The sequence below is a fragment of the Alcanivorax sp. VBW004 genome (assembly GCF_009718865.1).
Taxonomy (GTDB): Bacteria; Pseudomonadota; Gammaproteobacteria; order Pseudomonadales; family Alcanivoracaceae; genus Alcanivorax.
Genome location: NZ_WNHC01000001.1, coordinates 1,611,866 through 1,630,600 on the forward strand (window position 1 = coordinate 1,611,866; position 18,735 = coordinate 1,630,600).

Annotated in this window: 16 protein-coding genes; 10 read left to right on the forward strand and 6 right to left on the reverse strand. The window is 58.8% G+C overall.

The genetic code is table 11. The features are described from left to right. The first annotated feature begins 48 nt into the window (after positions 1–48). Positions 49–1,164: an FAD-binding oxidoreductase gene (locus tag F1529_RS07440; RefSeq protein WP_155133348.1), complete on the forward strand. Its 1,116-nt coding sequence runs from the start codon at positions 49–51 to the stop codon at positions 1,162–1,164. On the opposite strand, the gene F1529_RS07445 is transcribed toward F1529_RS07440, so the two are convergent. The 3 genes from F1529_RS07445 to F1529_RS07455 are packed head-to-tail and all read right to left on the reverse strand — an operon-like array spanning position 1,104 to position 4,301. Further along, positions 1,104–2,504, reverse strand: a complete 1,401-nt coding sequence (locus F1529_RS07445; RefSeq protein ID WP_155133351.1) for a sigma-54 dependent transcriptional regulator — start codon at positions 2,502–2,504, stop codon at positions 1,104–1,106. The two genes, F1529_RS07440 and F1529_RS07445, sit on opposite strands and share 61 nt — an antisense overlap. An 11-nt stretch (positions 2,505–2,515) precedes the next feature. Continuing rightward, positions 2,516–4,069, reverse strand: coding sequence for a PAS domain-containing sensor histidine kinase (locus tag F1529_RS07450; protein ID WP_155133354.1), 1,554 nt, complete (start codon positions 4,067–4,069; stop codon positions 2,516–2,518). Then, positions 4,059–4,301 (reverse strand): PP0621 family protein, encoded by a 243-nt coding sequence (locus F1529_RS07455; RefSeq protein ID WP_007149672.1) that lies wholly within the window; start codon positions 4,299–4,301, stop codon positions 4,059–4,061. The genes F1529_RS07450 and F1529_RS07455 overlap by 11 nt, the downstream gene beginning before the upstream one ends. A gap of 120 nt (positions 4,302–4,421) precedes the next feature. On the opposite strand from F1529_RS07455, the gene F1529_RS07460 reads away from it, so the two are divergent. After that, a complete protein-coding gene (locus F1529_RS07460; protein WP_155133357.1) occupies positions 4,422–6,047 on the forward strand; it encodes an NAD+ synthase in 1,626 nt (541 codons plus the stop codon). A gap of 108 nt (positions 6,048–6,155) precedes the next feature. On the opposite strand, the gene F1529_RS07465 is transcribed toward F1529_RS07460, so the two are convergent. After that, positions 6,156–6,974, reverse strand: a complete 819-nt coding sequence (locus F1529_RS07465) for an outer membrane protein assembly factor BamD (RefSeq protein ID WP_007148454.1) — start codon at positions 6,972–6,974, stop codon at positions 6,156–6,158. A gap of 68 nt (positions 6,975–7,042) precedes the next feature. Between F1529_RS07465 and rluD the strand changes: the two genes are divergently transcribed. The 4 genes from rluD to clpB all read left to right on the forward strand — a co-directional run bounded on the left by rluD (position 7,043) and on the right by clpB (position 12,097). Then, positions 7,043–8,017: a 23S rRNA pseudouridine(1911/1915/1917) synthase RluD gene (gene rluD, locus F1529_RS07470; protein WP_155133360.1), complete on the forward strand. Its 975-nt coding sequence runs from the start codon at positions 7,043–7,045 to the stop codon at positions 8,015–8,017. A 15-nt stretch (positions 8,018–8,032) separates the two neighbouring features. Further along, entirely contained in the window at positions 8,033–8,437 is a 405-nt protein-coding gene (locus F1529_RS07475; protein WP_155133363.1) for a hypothetical protein, read from the forward strand. 14 nt (positions 8,438–8,451) lie between these two features. After that, entirely contained in the window at positions 8,452–9,207 is a 756-nt protein-coding gene (pgeF, locus tag F1529_RS07480; protein ID WP_155133366.1) for a peptidoglycan editing factor PgeF, read from the forward strand. Positions 9,208–9,499: 292 nt separating this feature from the next. Continuing rightward, on the forward strand, positions 9,500–12,097 hold the full coding sequence (gene clpB, locus F1529_RS07485) for an ATP-dependent chaperone ClpB (RefSeq protein ID WP_155133369.1): 2,598 nt from the start codon (positions 9,500–9,502) through the stop codon (positions 12,095–12,097). A gap of 87 nt (positions 12,098–12,184) precedes the next feature. Here clpB and F1529_RS07490 read toward each other — a convergent pair whose 3' ends face one another. Beyond that, positions 12,185–12,646, reverse strand: coding sequence for a DUF4124 domain-containing protein (locus tag F1529_RS07490; RefSeq protein ID WP_155133372.1), 462 nt, complete (start codon positions 12,644–12,646; stop codon positions 12,185–12,187). 454 nt (positions 12,647–13,100) lie between these two features. Here F1529_RS07490 and F1529_RS07495 point away from each other — a divergent pair, with 454 nt between their 5' ends. Continuing rightward, positions 13,101–14,822, forward strand: coding sequence for an acetolactate synthase 3 large subunit (locus tag F1529_RS07495; RefSeq protein WP_007148449.1), 1,722 nt, complete (start codon positions 13,101–13,103; stop codon positions 14,820–14,822). Beyond that, the gene (gene ilvN, locus F1529_RS07500; protein ID WP_039926852.1) at positions 14,822–15,313 is read left to right on the forward strand and encodes an acetolactate synthase small subunit; all 492 of its coding nucleotides are present in this window, start codon (positions 14,822–14,824) and stop codon (positions 15,311–15,313) included. The genes F1529_RS07495 and ilvN overlap by 1 nt, the downstream gene beginning before the upstream one ends. A 95-nt stretch (positions 15,314–15,408) precedes the next feature. Here ilvN and ilvY read toward each other — a convergent pair whose 3' ends face one another. Continuing rightward, on the reverse strand, positions 15,409–16,296 hold the full coding sequence (gene ilvY / locus F1529_RS07505) for an HTH-type transcriptional activator IlvY (protein ID WP_007149256.1): 888 nt from the start codon (positions 16,294–16,296) through the stop codon (positions 15,409–15,411). Positions 16,297–16,473: 177 nt separating this feature from the next. On the opposite strand from ilvY, the gene ilvC reads away from it, so the two are divergent. Both ilvC and pssA read left to right on the forward strand, forming a co-directional pair. Then, positions 16,474–17,490 carry a ketol-acid reductoisomerase gene (ilvC, locus tag F1529_RS07510; RefSeq protein WP_007151182.1) on the forward strand — a complete coding sequence of 339 codons (1,017 nt, stop codon included), beginning with the start codon at positions 16,474–16,476 and terminating at the stop codon, positions 17,488–17,490. Positions 17,491–17,586: 96 nt separating this feature from the next. Then, positions 17,587–18,363, forward strand: a complete 777-nt coding sequence (gene pssA, locus F1529_RS07515; protein WP_007151102.1) for a CDP-diacylglycerol--serine O-phosphatidyltransferase — start codon at positions 17,587–17,589, stop codon at positions 18,361–18,363. Positions 18,364–18,735 lie beyond the last annotated feature (372 nt).

Sequence of the window (18,735 nt, forward strand, 5' to 3'; positions counted from 1 at the left end):
TTATGCTATTGTTGCCACCCTTAGTGTCTTCCGTTTCCCCGTATTGCCATGTCTGATGTACTCGTTGTAGGTGGTGGAATTGTCGGCCTTCTTGGTGCGCTTGAGCTTACACGGCGCGGAAGAGCGGTGACGATTATTGATGCCCCGGCTCAATGCCCCCCGGCTTCCTGGGCGGGTGGCGGCATTCTTTCTCCGTTGTATGCCTGGCGTTATTCCGATGCCATGACGCGTCTGTCCGTGGATGCGTTTGCCCGCTATCAACAGATACTGGGTGAGTGCGATGCCGCTCGCATTCCGGGTTGCGAGGCGCTGCTGCATAGTGGCGGTCTGTGGGTGGAAACGTCCGGCGATGACGCTGTTCGTGCCCGCCAGTGGGCTGAGCGCTGGCAAATCCCTGTACAGTCAGTGTCTGCCAGTGAGCGGATGCCAGAGTCTGCTGCCGGGGCGGGGCTGTTGTTCCCGTCACTGGGCAATATTCGTAACCCTGGTCTGTTGAAAGTGCTGCGTGCGCATTTGCAGCGGTTGGGGGTTCGTTTTCAATCAGCAATGGTCAGCCGGGTGCTGCCCACCAGGGTGGGGGCAGAGGTTCTGGCTGCTGATGGAAGGAAATGGCAAGGCGATACGGTTGTTGTCAGTGCCGGGCATATGGCGGGGCAGCTTTTGTTACCGATGGGGATGGCGATGCCGCTCTTTCCTGCAAAAGGGGAGATGCTTCTGTTTCGTATGAAGCCCGGCCAGGTGCCTGCGGTTATGTTGACGGAGAAAGGGTATTTGATCCCCCGGCAGGATGGTTCCGTGCTGGTAGGGTCAACGCTGAGGAAAGGGGACAATACCACCTATCCCACGGTTGCCGGGCGTTATCAGTTGGAGCGGTTGGCGGCGTCGTTATGGCCGGCGTTGGCATCCTGCTCGCCGGCTTTTCACTGGGCAGGAGTGCGGCCAGGTTGTGATCGGGATATTCCGTTCATTGGCCCGGTGCCCGGTACCAACGGTATATTTGCCGCGGTGGGGCATTATCGCAATGGGCTGGTGTCAGCACCGGCCAGTGCAGAACTGCTTGCCCAGCTGATAGTCGGTGAGCCGCCCTTTACGGATCCCGAGCCTTATTCGTTATCTTCTGTCTCGCCATCGTCCCGGTCCAGCTCCAGCTTTTTCAGCCGGTAACGCAAAGAGCGAAAGGTCATGCCGAGTTTTTTGGCGGCAGCGGTGCGGTTCCAGTGGGTGGCGTCCAACGCCTTGAGAATTTCCTGCTTTTCAATATCTTGCAGAAAGTCTTCCAGAGGCTGGTCGCCAGGTCTCGTTGATGGTGTCGTTGTCGATGCCTGGGCGTTATGGCGGGGGGCAGCCGCGGTCGAACGGCCTGATGCCAGGCGCAGGTGCTCTGGCAGAATGGTGTTGCCGTCGCACAGGGTTAGCGCCCGCTCCAGCGTATTTTCCAGTTCCCTGACATTGCCGGGAAAGGAGTAATTTTCTATGGCGTTCACCGCGTCAGAGCTGACGCTGGGTGGTGGTATGTCCCAGGCCTGACTGAGCCGGTTGAGAATATGCTGAACCAGTTTGGGAATATCTTCACGTCGGTCGCGCAGCGGCGGCACATGCGCTTCGATAACATTCAGTCGGTAGAAGAGATCCTGGCGAAAGCGCCCCTCTTCCATTTCATCTTCCAGGTTCTTGTGGGTCGCGCAGAGAATGCGCAGGTTGACCTGGAATTCCTTGGCTTCGCCTACCGGGCGCACGGATTTTTCCTGAATGGCGCGCAGTAGCTTGACCTGCATATGCAGTGGCAAGTCGGCCACTTCATCCAGAAACAGGGTGCCGCCGTCGGCTTCGCGGAACAGCCCCTTTCGGTCTTCCACGGCACCAGTGAACGCGCCTTTGCGGTGGCCGAAGAATTCGCTTTCCATCAACTCTGACGGAATGGCGCCGCAGTTGACTGCGACAAACGGTTTTTCCCGGCGTGGGCCGAGAGTATGAATCAGCCGCGCAATACGTTCTTTACCACTGCCTGACTCGCCGCTGATATAGATGGGAGCCTGGCTGCGGGCCAGCTTTCGAACCTGGGCTTTCAGCGCCACCATGCTGGGTGCGTCACCAATCAGATTGTCTTCTTCCTCATGGTGTTCTTCGACTTCGCTGATGCCCAGGCCGTCTTCGATCAGCTGCCGTAACCGGTCCAGTGCCACAGGCTTGGCAATGAAATCATAGGCGCCGTATTTCATCGCATCGGTGGCGGTTTCCATGCTGCCGTAGGCAGTGATGACGGCGGTGGGCATGGTTGGGCAGTGTTGTGAGATGAATTGGAGAAGTTCCAGGCCTGTGCCATCGCCCAGATTCATGTCGGTCAGGCAGAGGTCGTAATGCGCGTCTTTGAGCTGCTGCCTGGCGGCAGACAGGGAGTCGGCTGCGGTGGCCTGAAGCTTCATGCGTCCGAGTGTGATGACCAGCAGTTCGCGCAGGTCAGCTTCGTCGTCAACAACCAGTACGTGGGGGGTATCTGCACTCATAGGCGATTCTGTTATTGAAATTGTCGGTGCGGGTGAGCAAAGGTTATCACAAAGCTGGCGCCTTTCGGGGTTTCCTCAAGGTCCAGTGTGGCCTGGTTGGCATGGCACAATTCCCGGCACAGATAAAGGCCCAGCCCGTTGCCGTCTTTGGCGGTGGTGTAAAAGGGTTCGAAGAGATAATTCATGGCCTCTTCACTGATGCCCTGGCCATTATCCTGAACTTTTAGCCAGGGCAGGCCGGTACGGTCGTGGTGGCCGCACCGCAGTGTGACAGTGCAGGGGGTGCCACCATGGCGAAGCGCATTGCCGATCAGGTTGTCCAGAACCTGAAGAAGCTGGTTGCGATCAAAACGGACTTCCACGTCGGGCTGACAATGCAGGCTGAAGCTGCCCGTGGCGTCTTTCATTTCCCATTGCGCAGTCACTTCCTGAATCAGTGCCGTCAAGGTGAAACGTTCGGCTTGGCCCTTGGGGCGTCGTGACAGGTCAAGGACGTCATGGATGATGCCGTTAACCCGGGTCACATGGTTGCGGATGATTTGCAGCAGGTGTTGATCTTCCGGGCTGGGTTCGTCGTCCAGCAAAAGGTCCGTGGCATGGTTGATGGCACTGAGCGGGTTGCGGATTTCGTGGGCCAGGGTGGCAGACAACCGGCCTAGCGATGCCAGGTTCATTTGCTGGGCTTCCTGCGCGACTTGTGCAGTATTTTCCAGAAATAATAAGGTCAGGCTTTCGTGACCGGTGTCCAGCTGTGCGAACCGTGGGCTCAGTACGGGGGATTGTTCCGAGACGCGCAGGGTGGGCAAGGGCAGAAGCGGGTTGTCTTGCCAGCGCTGAAAGCGGCTGGTCAGGGAGTTGGGCAAGTGTTTGCCCAGCATCGGGTTGTCAAACAGGTTGTTGGCGGACTGGTTGGACATGAGGACATGGAAGGTGTCGTCGAAAACCAGAATGCCGGTGCGCATGCGTTGCACAATTTGTTGGTTCAGTGCTTCCAGACGTTCAATGGCGACCTGTTGTTGTTTGGTGATTCTTTCGGTTTGTTCCAGGCGCTGGGCAATCTGTTGGATGATCAGCGATACCATGAAGAACGCGATGCCGAGCAGGCCAGATTCGGTCAGGGCGAACGGGGACGATAATTGTGCATGGATGGAAAAATAGAATTGCTCGAACATGGCGGACAGGGTCGCCAGTGCTGCAATAAGAAAGCCCTGTCGACCGCGCAACAGAATATTGCCGGCGGCAACGGTCACCAGCAAAAGCACCGCCAGGCCACCTTCCAGCCCGCCATTGGAGTGCACGACCAGCGTCAGCATCCCCAGATCACTGATTAACGCCGCCGGTTGTGCCCAGGTAGGGAAAGCCCGCTGGTGCCGGCGGTTGTCCAGGGTGGCAGAGGCCAGTGTCAGGCCCAGGTAAAGAAAAAGTGTGGTTTCGAAAAGGGCCGGAAAATGGGTGCCGAGCAGTGCCTTGTCCGGTCCGTAGTGCAGCAGCAGAAGCACACAGGCAATGGCAATGCGATAGACATTATAAATGCGTGCCGGTGTCCAGCCCTGGCTAGCGGTCATGGTGTTCCAGATATTGACGCTGATGGTCCTGGCTGCAGAAGTGTTGGCCGTTGTGGCTGAAGGCTTCGGGGGTGGGAACGTGGACGCCGCATTGCGCGCATTTGACCATGATCTGCGGGTTGCCGGCGTTATTGTCGGATTCTGCGGGCCGGGCCTGGGCCAGCAATCGTTTTATGACCCGCCAGGCCAGATAGATCAACGCGGCGATAATAATCAGGCGAATCAGGCCCATGGAGCTCCCCTCGGGTTGGTGTTTTTGTCAGCTGCTGTGGTGTTCTGTGTTTTTAGCGCATTCATCGATTGCCGGCTAAAGAGTACAATCAGCGCTCACTTGAGGAAAGGCCGGTTGATCATGCGAATTATTATGGCCCAGCAGAACGCGCTGGTGGGCGATATCGAAGGGAACGCCCAGCGCGTTATTGCCGCTGCAGACGAAGCGCGCCGACTGCTAGGCGCGGACCTTGTATTGTTCCCGGAGCTGATGCTCACCGGTTACCCGCCGGAAGACCTGTTGTTGCGTCCCAGCCTGAACAGCCGGGTTGATGCGGCGCTGGCCGACATTGGCGCGGCGATTTCGGTACCCGTGGTGCTGGGCTATCCGGCGGTGCGCAATGGACATCGCCGTAATACGGCCGGCGTGGTGTTTCCCGGTGAGTCCGGCCCCCGTCATGAGTATTTCAAGCAGCATCTGCCCAATTACCGGGTATTTGATGAAAAGCGCTATTTTCAGCCGGGCACGGATATCTGCACCTTTGATATCGAGGGCTGGACGCTGGGCATCACCATCTGTGAAGACATCTGGCACGATGGCCCGGCAGCCCAATTGCAGCAGGCGGATGCGGACTTGGTGCTGAATCTGAATGCGTCCCCTTATCGGGCCAACAAAGCGGATGAGCGTTTTGCCCAGGTGCAGGCCCGTTGCCGGGAAACCGGGTTGCCGGTGCTGTATTGCAACCTGGTGGGGGGGCAGGATGAGCTGGTCTTTGATGGGGCCTCCTTTGTCTGTGATAGCAAGGGGAGTCGTTGCGTGCAGGCCGCCAGTTTTACTGAAGCGCTGGTGCCGGTGGATCTGCAATGCCAGGGCGGGCACTGTGAGCCCCGCGGGGAGGAGCTGCCATTGCCAGGCCCGGAAGAGGGCATGTACCAGGCGCTGGTGTTGGCGACGCGCGATTATGTGAACAAGAATGGTTTCAAGGGCGCGCTATTGGGGCTATCCGGTGGTATCGACTCTGCCCTGACGCTGGCGGTGGCGGTGGATGCCCTCGGCCCGGAACGGGTAGAGGCGGTGATGATGCCGTTCCAGTACACCTCTGCCATGAGCCTGGAAGATGCCGAGAAGCAAGCGCGTACTTTGCGTGTCCATTATCGTGTGTTGCCCATCGAGGCCGCGTTCAATGGCTTTATGGATATCCTCAGTGAGTCATTTTCCGGCACGGCCCGGGATACCACTGAAGAGAATCTCCAGGCCCGTTGTCGGGGGGTGTTGTTGATGGCGCTTTCCAATAAAAATGGCTCCGTGGTACTGACCACCGGCAACAAGAGCGAAATGGCCGTGGGGTACGCCACCCTGTACGGCGACATGGCCGGGGGCTTCTCGGTGCTCAAGGATGTTTTCAAAACCTCCGTGTTTAACCTGTGCCGCTGGCGTAACCAGCAGGCCGGGGCCGAAATCATTCCGGACCGGGTAATCACCCGTCCGCCGTCCGCCGAGCTGGCCCCGGATCAGGTGGACAGTGATTCGCTGCCCGATTACGACGAGCTGGACGCGATTCTGGAGCGTTACGTGGAGCAGGACATGAGCGCGGAAGCGGTGATCCGTGATGGGTTTGACCGCGACACGGTCTACCGGGTGGTGAAGCTCACCGACCGCAATGAGTACAAGCGACGCCAGGCGGCCGTCGGCCCCCGCGTCAGCCGCCGCGCCTTCGGCAAGGACCGGCGGTATCCGATTACCAACGGTTGGCGACCGGGGGATTAGCAAGAGACGCTGCACGCTTAACGCCACACGCTTACACGTAAAACAAAAAGAGCCCGCAGTTGCGGGCTCTTTAGCGTGATGCTTGTGGCGTGAAGCGTGCGGCGTCTCTTAAAGCAAATCAAACGTCAGCAGGCTGAGTAGACCTTCATCTTCATCCGGCCACCAGGCCAGATCCACTTGCTTGTCGTCATCCAGAAAGGCGCTGTCTGGCCAGTTCAGGGCCAGCACGGCGCGGCTTTTCTCTGCCTGCTCGGGCAGCTCCAGCCGCTGGTAGCCTTTGGTCATAATGGCCAGGCCTTCTTCCACCGCCGGGGTCTGCTGGTAGTGTTTAACCACGTATTGTGCCCGGTTTATGGAGGCAACAATGGCGCCACGGCGAGCGTAGTAACGGGCTACGTGCAGCTCCTGACGGGCAAGCTGGTTGCGGATGTGGACCATGCGAGCGCGGGCGTCGGGGGAGTATTCGCTGTCCGGGAAGCGGGCAACCAGTCGCTCGAAATCGCGGAAGGCGTCTTTCGCAGCATCCATGTCCTTGCTGGAGCGATCGGAGGTGACCATGTTGTCAAACAGGCCTTTCTCCATGTTGAAGTTGGCCAGCCCGCGCATGTAGAGGGCATAGTCCATGCGTGGATGCGCGGGGTAGTTGCGCATGAAGCGTTGCGCGGCTACCACGGTGGCCGGGTAGTCCACGGACTTGTACTGGGCGTAGATCAGGTCCAGCGCAGACTGTTCGGCATAGTCCCCATACGGAAAGCGCGCCTCCAGCTCCTTGAGCTGGTCGATGGCCGTCAGGTAGTTTTTCGATTCAATGGACTCGCTGGCCTCCCGATATTGATCGGCCTCGGTGAGTTCCGGGCGATCCTCCGGGTTGCCGGCGCAGCCGGCCAGAATCAGTACACACAGTAGTGGCCATAAAAGTCGTGGCATTCTTTCCTCGTTGAACGGGTTACAATTCGCGAATTCGGTATTTAAGCACAGGTTGAGGAACCTTTTATATGGGACATCTTGGCGGCGAAAAAATTCAGCGCACCGAACAGGTGAAGCCGGAGCACGCCGGGCAGCGGGTAGACCAGGTGGCGGCAGAGCTGTTTGACGGCTTTTCCCGGTCTCGCCTGCAGACCTGGATCAAGAATGGCGTGCTGACGGTCAACGGAGCCAAGACCAAGCCCAAAGAGAAGCTGACCGGTAATGAATCGCTGACGCTGGAAGTGGAAATTGAGCCGGAGCTGGATGATCAGCCCCAATCCATTGATCTGGACGTGGTATACCAGGATGACGACCTGATCGTGATCAACAAGCCCACCGGGCTGGTGGTCCACCCGGCGGCGGGGCACGCAGATGGCACTTTGCTGAACGGTCTGCTGCACCTTGATGAACGGCTCAATAGCCTGCCCCGCGCGGGGATTGTTCACCGGCTGGACCGTGATACCACCGGATTGATGGTGGTGGCTCGCTCCCTGGAGGCCCACCAGAGCCTGGTGGCGCAACTTCAGGACAAGAGCCTGTTCCGGCAATATGAGGCGATTGCTGTGGGCGTGATGACTGGCGGCGGCAAGGTGGACGCACCCATGGGGCGTCACCCGGTGGACCGCAAGAAGCAGGCAGTGGTGAAAACCGGCGGCAAGAATGCGGTGACCCACTATCGTGTTCTGGATCGCTACCGGGCCCATACCCGCATTCAGGTGCAGCTGGAAACCGGCCGCACCCACCAGATCCGCGTTCACATGGCGTATCGTAACTACCCGCTGGTGGGGGATCCGCTCTATGGTGGTCGCCTCAAGCAGCCTGCCGGGGCCACCGAAGCGCTGCGCCAGGCGCTGCACAAGTTCCCCCGCCAGGCACTGCATGCCCGCAAGTTGGGGCTGATTCACCCGGCCACGGGCGAATACCGTGAATTCGAAGCGCCGCTGCCGGCGGATATGACAGGGCTGATTGCCGCACTGGAAAACGATATCAAAGAAGAAGAGTGATAAGAGGTGAAGGGTATGGGGTTGTCTCGGGGTGGCGTGGGATGGCTGGGTGTGACGTTGCTGATGGCTGGTTGTGCCAGCAGCTACCACCCTTGGAATGGGGCCAAGGGGTATCAGGATCAGCCTTTGGGCGATCAGACCTACGCGGTAAGTTACCACGCGGAAAAAGGAACAGACTGGGCGGTGCTGGATGGCTATCTGCAGCGCCGCTGTGAGACGCTACTGGGCCTGCAAGCTGTTTCGGTGACGGATATCACCCACCGAATCCACGGCAATGTGGCCCAGTCAGACATGGCGACCAGTGCGCCAGTGCGAACCGGAGGCGATGCCATGGGTGGAAACTTCAGTTCTCCCGGCCTGTCTCAGCACGGAGTGCTGTTCAAGTTGCGTGTGGCGGAAGGGGTGTGTTCCCCCGACTGACCAAGGAGCCAGCAATGTCACTGCCTGACAAGAGCCAATGGCTATGCCCGGACTGGAATCCACACCCGGCCGTGCGGGTGTGCGTGACGACCCGTGCCGGTGATCATTCCCCCAAGCCCTGGCACGGGTTCAATCTGGGGTTGAACTGCGGTGACCAGCCGGCGCGGGTCGAGCAGGCCCGTCATCATGTGGAAAAACTGCTGCAGGCGGATCACCCTGCCGCCTGGTTGTGGCAGGTCCATGGCAAGCAGGTGATACGCGCCGATGCCCAGGATAACGAGGCCGATGGGGTCTGGATTGACCAGCAACGCTGGCCCTGTGTGGTGCTGACCGCCGATTGCCTGCCGGTGTTGCTGGCCCGCACTGATGGAACGGCTGTCGCGGCGGTCCATGCCGGCTGGCGGGGCCTTCAGGCCGGTATTATTGCCGAAGGCGTGGCCAGTATTGCGCCCAACGGTGAGCCCGTGAGTGCCTGGTTGGGTCCGGCCATTTGTGGGCAGTGCTATCAGGTGGGGGATGAGGTCTACCGTGCCTTTACCGAGAATCGGCCTGCGTTCAAGCCTGCTTTCCAGAAAGATGCTACTCCCAACCACTGGCGATTCTCGGTGGCTCACGCCGCCATCATCGAGCTGGCCCAGCTCGGTGTCGACGATGTCCACGGTGGGGATCTCTGCACAGCCTGTGACCTGTCCCGTTTTTATTCCTATCGCAAGGAAGGTGAGACAGGGCGTTTTGCGTCGCTGATCTGGCTGGATGGCGGTGGTCAATAATTAATAGTTAATAATGAATAATTAATAACGCGCGACAGGATTTTAGATTGATCTTAAATGCAGGAGGCCGCGCCCAGAGTTTGGGCGCGGCCTCATTGTTTGAGCGTTCCAACAGCGCTGAACGCGTAGCTATTAATTATTCATTATTAACTATTAATTGCTCTTGAGTTTGGCCCAATCGGACCCATTTAACTCTCAGTTGATTGATAACCGGTGATCCCTTCTCTATAGGTAAGAGCGCCTTGCCGTCAGGGAGGCGTTGTGCGGATCACGACCGGATAGGAGAGTAACAATGCGAATGGATAAACTCACCGCCCGCTTGCAGGAAGCCCTGTCAGACGCGCAATCCCTGGCCGTGGGGCAAGGCAACAGCTCCATTGAACCGGTCCATCTGATGCTGGCGTTGATGCAGCAGCAGGGTGGTGCTGCCCGGCCCTTGCTGGAAAAAGCCGGTGCCAACAGCGCCGATGTGATCACCGCCCTGAATATGGCCGTGGACAAGCTGCCCACCGTGAATAACTTCAATGGCGACGTGCAGATGGGCCAGGCCACCGGCCGCCTGCTGAACCTTGCCGACCGGGAAGCGCAGCAACGCGGTGACCAGTATTTGTCCACGGAAGTGGTGTTGCTGGCGGCCTGTGATGATAACGGCGAGCTGGGCAAGCTGTTCAAGAACGCCGGTGTGACCCGCAAGGTGCTGGCGGAAAAAATTGCCGAAGTGCGCGGGGGGGAAGCGGTGAACGATCCCAATGCGGAAGACAAGCGCGAAGCGCTGGACAAGTACACCGTCAACCTGACCGAGCGGGCCGAGTCCGGCAAGCTGGACCCGGTGATCGGTCGTGATGATGAAATCCGCCGCACCATCCAGGTATTGCAGCGTCGTACCAAGAACAATCCGGTTTTGATTGGTGAGCCTGGCGTGGGCAAGACGGCCATTGTGGAAGGGCTGGCCCAACGTATCGTTAATGGTGAAGTGCCAGAAGGCCTGAAAGACAAACAGGTGCTGTCTCTGGATATGGCCGCGCTGATCGCCGGAGCCAAGTACCGGGGTGAATTCGAAGAACGCCTGAAAGCGGTGCTCAATGAGTTGGGCAAGCAGGAAGGGCGCATCATTCTGTTCATCGATGAACTGCATACCATGGTCGGTGCCGGCAAGGGCGAAGGGTCCATGGATGCGGGCAATATGCTCAAGCCGGCACTGGCCCGTGGCGAGCTGCATTGCGTGGGCGCTACCACCCTGGACGAGTACCGCCAGTACATCGAGAAAGATGCAGCGCTGGAGCGTCGTTTTCAGAAGGTGTTGGTGGATGAGCCCACGGTGGAGGACACCATTGCCATTCTGCGGGGCTTGAAAGAGCGCTATGAAGTGCACCACGGCGTCGATATCACCGATGGCGCTATCATTGCGGCCGCGCGCTTGAGCCATCGCTACATCACCGACCGGCAGCTGCCGGACAAGGCCATCGACCTGATCGACGAGGCGGGCAGCCGTATCCGTATGGAAATTGATTCCATGCCGGAAGAAATGGACCGTCTGGACCGCCGCCTGATCCAGCTAAAGATGGAACGCGAAGCGCTGCGCAAGGAAGAAGATGATGCCAGCCGCAAGCGTCTGGAGAAGCTGGAAGAAGAGATCGACGAACTGGAAAAACAGTATGCCGATTTGGAAGAAATCTGGCAGGCGGAAAAAGCGGCCCTGCAGGGCGCTGCGGAATACAAGGCAGAGCTGGAGCAGGCGCGGGTGGAAATGGAGCAGGCGCGTCGCGCCGGCGACCTGAGTCGCATGTCCGAGCTGCAGTACGGGCAGATTCCGGAGCTGGAAAAGAAAGTGAAGGATGCCCAGGACCGCGAAGAGCAGGCCCAGGCGGAAACCCAGCTGCTGCGCAACAAGGTCACCGACGAGGAAATCGCCGAGGTGGTGGCCAAGTGGACCGGTATTCCCGTGTCGAAAATGCTGGAAGGCGAGAAAGACAAACTGCTGCGCATGGAAGAGGCCCTGCACGACCGGGTCGTCGGTCAGGACGAAGCCGTGGAAGCAGTGGCCAATGCGGTGCGCCGCTCACGGGCCGGCTTGTCGGACCCGAACCGGCCCAACGGCAGTTTCCTGTTCCTCGGTCCCACCGGGGTGGGCAAGACGGAACTGTGCAAGGCGCTGGCCAACTTCCTGTTCGACACCGAAGAAGCCATGGTGCGTATCGACATGTCCGAGTTTATGGAGAAGCACTCCGTGGCACGGCTGGTGGGTGCCCCTCCGGGCTATGTGGGATATGAGGAAGGCGGCTACCTCACTGAGCTGGTGCGCCGTAAGCCCTACTCGGTGGTCTTGCTCGATGAAGTGGAAAAAGCCCACCCGGATGTGTTCAACATTCTGCTGCAGGTGCTGGATGATGGGCGCCTGACGGATGGCCAGGGCCGCACCGTGGACTTTCGCAATACCGTGGTAGTGATGACGTCGAACCTGGGGTCGGACCTGATCCAGAAACTGGCGGGCGCTGATGCGCAATCCGGTAGTGATTATGAGGCCATGAAGTCCGCGGTGATGGAGGTGGTGGGTAGCCACTTCCGGCCGGAGTTTATCAACCGGGTGGATGAAACCGTGGTGTTTCATCCGTTGGCGAAGGATCAGCTCAAGGGCATCGCGTCGATTCAGCTGGGCTTTTTGCAAAAAAGACTGGCGGAGCGGGACATTGGTCTGGCACTCAGCAACGAGGCGCTGGACAAGCTGGTGGATGCCGGTTTCGATCCTGTCTACGGGGCGCGGCCGCTCAAGCGAGCCATCCAGCAGCAGCTGGAGAACCCGTTGGCCCAATCGCTATTGAGGGGCGAGTACCTTCAGGGCGATACCGTCCGTGTGGACGTGGAAGACGAGCGGTTTACCTTCAAGCGTTAAATTGAGGGAAGTCGTCTGTAAACAAAAATCGCCGGCGATGATGCCGGCGGTTTTTTATGGGTGCAGAGGCTGTCGGCAGATGCGCTCTTAGCGTGTTTCGCACTTTTCCAGCGCGTTGCGGGTGTCTTCCACCATCTTGTCTCTGGCTTCCTGATCCAGCACTTCCATCTCGCCGGTCTCCGGATTCTTGCGCCGCACGGTGGGTTTGTTTGCCAGCGTTTCCAGATTCTTGCGGTGCTGTTCGCAACGCTCCTGGGCGACGGCATCCGGTTCTGTTTTTAACCGTTGCTCTTCTTTGGCCTGGGTTGCTGCGGCTTCTTTGGCTTTTTGTACAGCGCTGCGCTTGGCCTCAAGGGCTTCGATGGCCTCGCTCTGATCCGAGCTGGCATTGGCGCGGGTGTTTACTTCGGTCGCGTTCGCCCCCTGTGGAGGCTGGGCGTCGTAATGGGTAACGCCTTTGTCGTCCACCCACTTATAGAACTTGGCCGCTGGGCTCAGGCTGGAAATGGCGAGCAGGGCGGCCCCAAGGATCAGGCTGAATTTTGTCATGGTGTCAGTCTTCTTATGATTTCGGGTGATTCATCAGACTTTAGCATGACGTGAGAAAGGGATTTTCTGCAACCTAAAGTCGACCAAGGGCTTTGATTGGCCGCACATTTCTGCCAAAATTATGGCTTTCCGGAGATCGGGACCCGCATTCGCTTACCGGCGTGTGTGAGGCCGGGACCCGGGGCACCGTTACCGCGATGTCCTGCCAGCAGTATCACTGCACTCTCGTCCCGCTGTGGGAGCCTCCGGAGGTTTCTCAATTCCTAAAAGCGGGAGTACTCCCTTTCAGGTTTGCAGTTCCTCCGTGTCGCCCTTCCCAGCCTGCGTTCGTGTCGGCCACCTCCGACAGGACCCCAGAGCACCCAAATACGGTGCTTTCCGCAGGCAGCAAGCAATAAACATCGTCCCGCTGCGTGGCAGTGGGTTGTATGCATTCAAATTTGAGGTAGCAACCGTGGAAATGTTATCCGGCGCGGAAATGGTGGTCCGTGCGCTGCAAGACGAGGGAGTGGAGTACATCTTCGGGTATCCCGGAGGGTCCGTACTGCACATTTACGATGCATTGTTCCAGCAGGACTCTGTCAGTCACATTCTGGTTCGTCACGAGCAGGCGGCTACCCATGCGGCGGACGGCTATGCCCGTGCCACCGGCAAGCCCGGCGTGGTCATGGTGACTTCCGGGCCGGGCGCCACTAACGCCATTACCGGCCTGGCCACCGCTTTTATGGACTCGATTCCCATGGTGGTGTTATCCGGTCAGGTTCGCTCTGACTGGATTGGCGATGACGCCTTCCAGGAAACCGACATGATTGGTGTGTCCCGTCCGGTGGTGAAGCACAGCTTCATGGTCCGTGACGCGAAAGACATCCCGGAGATCATGAAGAAGGCTTTCTATATTGCCACCACCGGCCGTCCCGGCCCGGTGCTGGTGGATATTCCCAAGGATCAGACCGCGCCGAACGTCAAGAATCCTTACGAGTATCCCAAGAAAGTGAAGATGCGCTCCTACGCGCCGGTCAGCCGTGGCCATTCCGGCCAGATCCGCAAGGCGCTGGACGAGCTGATGAAAGCCAAGCGCCCGGTGATTTACGCCGGTGGCGGCGTGGTGCAGGGCGAGGGCAGCGAGCTGCTGACCCAGTTGGCTCACCGCCTCAATTTCCCGGTGACCAATACCCTGATGGGGCTGGGGGGCTTCCCCGGCACCGATCGTCAGAACGTGGGCATGTTGGGCATGCACGGCACCTACGAAGCCAACATGACCATGCACAGCTCCGATGTGATTCTGGCGGTGGGCGCCCGTCTGGACGACCGGGTGACCAACAACGTCAAGAAGTTCTGCCCGGGCGCCAAGATCATCCATATCGATATCGACCCGGCGACCATCTCCAAGAACATCATGGCGCACATTCCCATTGTGGGCCCGGTGCAACAGGTGCTGGAAGAGATGCTGGCGGCGCTGGACGAGCACGGCGGCGAGCCGGACCGCAAGGCGCTGGAGCGCTGGTGGGAAGAAATCGACGGCTGGCGCAAAGTGCATGGCATGCGGTATGAGACCAACGAAGATGGCCCCATGAAGCCCCAGCAGGTGGTGCAGGCGTTGTACAAGGCCACCAAGGGTGATGCCTATGTGACCTCCGACGTGGGTCAGCACCAGATGTTTGCGGCTCAGTATTATCAGTACGACAAGCCGCGTCGCTGGATCAACTCCGGTGGCCTCGGGACCATGGGCTTCGGCCTGCCGGCGGCCATGGGTGTGCAGTTTGCGTTCCCGGAAGCAACGGTTGCCTGTGTGACCGGTGAAGGCTCCATTCAGATGAATATCCAGGAGCTGTCCACCTGCCTGCAGTATGGTTTGCCGGTGAAGGTCATCAACATCAATAACCAGGCGCTGGGCATGGTTCGCCAGTGGCAGGACATGCAGTACGGTGGCCGCCATAGCCAGTCCTACATGGAGTCCCTGCCGGACTTCGTCAAGCTGGCTGAGTCCTATGGCCATGTGGGCATGAAGATCACGAAGATTGAGGATCTGGACGGGGCCATGGAGGAAGCCTTTGCCCTGAAAGATCGCCTGGTATTCATGGATATCTATGTTGACCCCACCGAGCACGTATACCCGATGCAGATCGCAGACGGTTCCATGCGTGATATGTGGCTGAGCAAGACGGAGCGGACCTGATGCGTCGAATTATTTCTATCCTGATGGAAAATGAGCCGGGCGCACTGAGCCGGGTAATCGGTCTGTTCTCCCAGCGGGGTTACAACATCGAAACCCTGTCGGTGGCGCCCACCGAAGACAGCACCTTGTCTCGCCTGACGCTGACCACCTTCGGTAATGATCTGAAAATCGAGCAGATCACCAAGCATCTGAACAAGCTGATCGAAGTGGTCAAGCTGGTGGATCTCACCGAAGGGCCGCACATCGAGCGCGAGCTGATGCTGATCAAGGTGAAGGCCACCGGCGCTCAGCGCGCTGAGGTGAAGCGGTCCGTGGATATTTTCCGTGGCCAGATCGTGGATGTGACCAGTACTGTCTACACCATTCAGCTCACCGGTGCATCGGACAAGCTGGATGCCTTTATCGGCGCCATTGGGGAAACCCAGGTGCTGGAAGTGGTCCGTTCCGGCGTGTCCGGCATTGCCCGCGGTGAAAAGGTATTGAGCTTGTAGAAAGCCCGACGCCTGACGCTGTATGCCAGATGAAAAAGCCGCTCTTCGGAGCGGCTTTTTTTGGTTTTAAGCGTCAGGCATCGGGCCTTTCGGCGTCAGGCGTCACTAACCTGCGACCAGAAGGCATTGATGAGCGGTTCTTCCTGGCGTCGCTCCTGGGTAAACAGGCCTACCTCGTAAGGTGCCAGGGCGGGTTGTACATCCAGTTGCCGGGTGCGCCCGGCCAACGGGCTGTTATCCAGCACAATCTTGGGAACCACGCCCACCCCGAAGCCCAGGCTCACCATGCTCACTATCGCCTCGTTGCCACTGACCTGGGCATAGATGTGTGGTTTGACGCCAAGCTGACGAAACCAGCGATCTACCCGGTCCCGCGCCAGTCCTTCCTCGGAGAGGATCATGGGGATGTCTTCCCAGGCTGACTTATTCGCCGCGCCGTTGAGGCGCTCGGCCTGCTGGGTTTGCCCGGCTTGGGCGATGAACAGCAGTGGTGACCGGGCGATAGGGCGAAAGGCGATGCCTGCGGGCAGGTGGTCGGGGCGCGCGCCAATGGCGATATCCTCTTCGCCCTGCTGGATGCGTTGCACGGCCTGGGCCGGGTCGCCGGTATGAAGCTTCAGTTCGATACGCGGGTATTGGTGTCGAAAGCTGCTGAGCAGATCGTAGAGAAAGCTGTAGCTGGCGGTAACGGAGCAATACAGGCTCAGCTCACCCTGCAGAATGCGGCGGTCCTCTTGCAGGGCATGACGAAGCCCGTCCCAGCGCATCAAGGTGTCACGGGCGTATTCCTGAAAGCGTTGACCTTCCCGGGTCAGGGTGACGCTGCGGTTGTCCCGGTAGAACAACGGCACGCCCAGCTCGTCCTCCAGCTGCTGAATGGTGCGGCTGAGCGTGGAGGGGCTGACGTGGCACATGGAGCTGGTGCGTCCGAAGTGCAGGGTGTCGGCCAAGGTCAGGAACAGGCGCAGGGGTTTGGTGTCCATGGGGTATCCGGTTGGTGCTGTGGCTCCATTGTTGCAGAAAAAGGAATGCAATGTTTCAAATATATCATTTTACGCAATAAGACGGATGCCCTAGAGTACTGGCCCATCAGGCGTGCGCGTATTGCGTGCCGCGCCGTTACCCTTTTCTCCTAACTTGAAAGAGCCAGAGCTATGAGCATGCAAGTGTATTACGACAAGGATTGTGACCTTTCCATCATCCAGGGCAAGAAAGTGGCCATTCTGGGTTACGGCTCCCAGGGCCACGCCCATGCCTGCAACCTGAAGGATTCCGGTGTGGATGTGGTCGTTGGTCTGCGCACTGGCTCCACGTCCATCGCCAAAGCCGAAGCCCATGGCCTCAGCGTTACTGACGTACCGTCTGCTGTTGCTGCCGCGGACGTGGTAATGGTGCTGACGCCTGACGAGTTCCAGGCACAGCTGTACAAGTCCGACATCGAGCCGAACCTGAAAGAAGGTGCAACTCTGGCCTTCGCCCACGGTTTTGCCATCCATTACAACCAGATTGTGCCGCGCGCCGATCTGGACGTGATCATGATCGCCCCGAAAGCGCCGGGCCATACCGTACGTACCGAGTTCGCCAAAGGTGGCGGTATTCCTGACCTGATCGCGATCTTCCAGGATGCGTCCGGTAGCGCCAAAGAGCTGGCTCTGTCCTACGCCTGTGGCGTGGGCGGCGGCCGCACCGGCATCATCGAAACCACCTTCAAGGACGAGACTGAAACCGACCTGTTCGGTGAGCAGGCAGTCCTGTGTGGTGGTGCGGTTGAGCTGGTGAAAGCGGGCTTCGAAACCCTGACCGAAGCGGGCTATGCCCCGGAAATGGCCTACTTCGAGTGTCTGCACGAGCTGAAGCTGATTGTTGACCTGATGTACGAAGGCGGCATCGCCAACATGAACTACTCCATCTCCAACAATGCGGAGTACGGTGAGTACGTGACCGGGCCGGAAGTGATCAACGACGAGTCCCGTGCGGCCATGCGCAATGCACTCAAGCGCATCCAGAGCGGTGAATACGCGAAAATGTTCATCGCGGAAGGGGCGCACAACTACCCGTCCATGACCGCCGCGCGCCGCAACAATGCAGCGCACCCCATCGAGCAGGTGGGCGAGAAGCTGCGTGGCATGATGCCGTGGATCCAGGCTAACCAGATCGTAGACAAGAGCAAGAACTAAGCGCTTGTCCTGATCTTCAAAAAACGCGGCTTCGGCCGCGTTTTTTGTTTGAGGGCACTGCGTTACACTAGCGCCATCATTAATGGGTGGATAACCATGCAGGATAACGACAAGACAACAGCGACGGATACGCCGGAAACCTTTGAGGTTGTGGAAGCAGAGCATCGCACAGGCGCTCGCCACAAGGGGGTGTATCTGCTGCCGAACCTGTTTACCACGGCGGCCCTGTTCGCCGGGTTTTACGCCATCGTGGCGGCCATGAACGGGCATTTTGAGAATGCCGCTCTGGGGATCATCATTGCTGGCGTCCTGGACGGGATGGACGGCGGCGTGGCGCGCATGACCAATACCCAGAGCAAATTCGGGGCGGAGTACGACTCCCTCTCCGATTGTGTGGCCTTCGGCGTAGCGCCGGGGCTGGTGGCATATGCCTGGGCGCTATCCGGGCTTGGCAAGTTTGGCTGGGTGGCGGCGTTTATTTATGTGGCCTGTGCTGCCTTGCGGCTGGCGCGGTTCAACGTGCAGGCGGAAACCACCGACAAACGCTTCTTCATCGGTTTGCCTAGCCCCACCGGCGCGGGGCTGGTAGCGACCCTTGTGTGGCTTGGGGCCAGCCGTGGCATCGAAGGTGCGGATATCTCCTGGCTGGTGGCCGTGGTGGTCGCGGGGGCGGGCCTGCTGATGGTGTCGTCGGTGAAATACCACTCATTCAAGGAATTTCACATTGGTCGCGTGCCCTTCAAGATGCTGCTGGGGGTCATTATTGCCTTTGCCATCGTTTTTCTGGATCCGCCGTTGGTGTTGCTGAGCGTGGCGGTGATCTATGTGGCGGTGGGTTTGCTGATGAGTTTGTGGCAACTGCGCAAGCATTAACCGCTTTTGTTGCACATAAAGGGCGCCCGCAGGGCGCCTTTTTTGTATGGGGAGGATGGCTGCGGCGACAGGAGTGATGAAAAAACCGGCAGCTGGCGCAAAAAAAAGCGGTGGGTTATGGTATTTTCCTCTCCCTGCTGCGTATTTCCTGGAGCGGGAGGTTGCTGGTTCGGGATTTAAATCGCATAAGAAACGAGCGTTTTAGGCCGTTTTTGATGGTTTTTCATCCGTCCCGGCTAAAAGGTGACCGTTTGATAAAAAAGTGATGAAAAAAGTGTTGACGGTCCCCCGTAAATCTCTAGAATGCGCCCCCACAGAGACGGCGGACACGGCAACACGCCAAGGACGCAGTCAGGAGGCCGAGGCTTCCAA

Bases quoted from the DNA above. Each gene is read 5' to 3' on its own strand.
- pssA (WP_007151102.1), top strand. From the start codon at position 17,587: ATGCAGGATAACGACAAGACAACAGCGACGGATACGCCGGAAACCTTT.
- F1529_RS07440 (WP_155133348.1), top strand. From the start codon at position 49: ATGTCTGATGTACTCGTTGTAGGTGGTGGAATTGTCGGCCTTCTTGGT.
- F1529_RS07490 (WP_155133372.1), bottom strand. From the start codon at position 12,646: ATGACAAAATTCAGCCTGATCCTTGGGGCCGCCCTGCTCGCCATTTCC.
- F1529_RS07465 (WP_007148454.1), bottom strand. From the start codon at position 6,974: ATGCCACGACTTTTATGGCCACTACTGTGTGTACTGATTCTGGCCGGC.
- F1529_RS07450 (WP_155133354.1), bottom strand. From the start codon at position 4,069: ATGACCGCTAGCCAGGGCTGGACACCGGCACGCATTTATAATGTCTAT.
- F1529_RS07455 (WP_007149672.1), bottom strand. From the start codon at position 4,301: ATGGGCCTGATTCGCCTGATTATTATCGCCGCGTTGATCTATCTGGCC.
- ilvN (WP_039926852.1), top strand. From the start codon at position 14,822: ATGCGTCGAATTATTTCTATCCTGATGGAAAATGAGCCGGGCGCACTG.
- F1529_RS07445 (WP_155133351.1), bottom strand. From the start codon at position 2,504: ATGAGTGCAGATACCCCCCACGTACTGGTTGTTGACGACGAAGCTGAC.
- clpB (WP_155133369.1), top strand. From the start codon at position 9,500: ATGCGAATGGATAAACTCACCGCCCGCTTGCAGGAAGCCCTGTCAGAC.
- ilvY (WP_007149256.1), bottom strand. From the start codon at position 16,296: ATGGACACCAAACCCCTGCGCCTGTTCCTGACCTTGGCCGACACCCTG.
- rluD (WP_155133360.1), top strand. From the start codon at position 7,043: ATGGGACATCTTGGCGGCGAAAAAATTCAGCGCACCGAACAGGTGAAG.
- pgeF (WP_155133366.1), top strand. From the start codon at position 8,452: ATGTCACTGCCTGACAAGAGCCAATGGCTATGCCCGGACTGGAATCCA.
- F1529_RS07460 (WP_155133357.1), top strand. From the start codon at position 4,422: ATGCGAATTATTATGGCCCAGCAGAACGCGCTGGTGGGCGATATCGAA.
- F1529_RS07475 (WP_155133363.1), top strand. From the start codon at position 8,033: ATGGGGTTGTCTCGGGGTGGCGTGGGATGGCTGGGTGTGACGTTGCTG.
- ilvC (WP_007151182.1), top strand. From the start codon at position 16,474: ATGCAAGTGTATTACGACAAGGATTGTGACCTTTCCATCATCCAGGGC.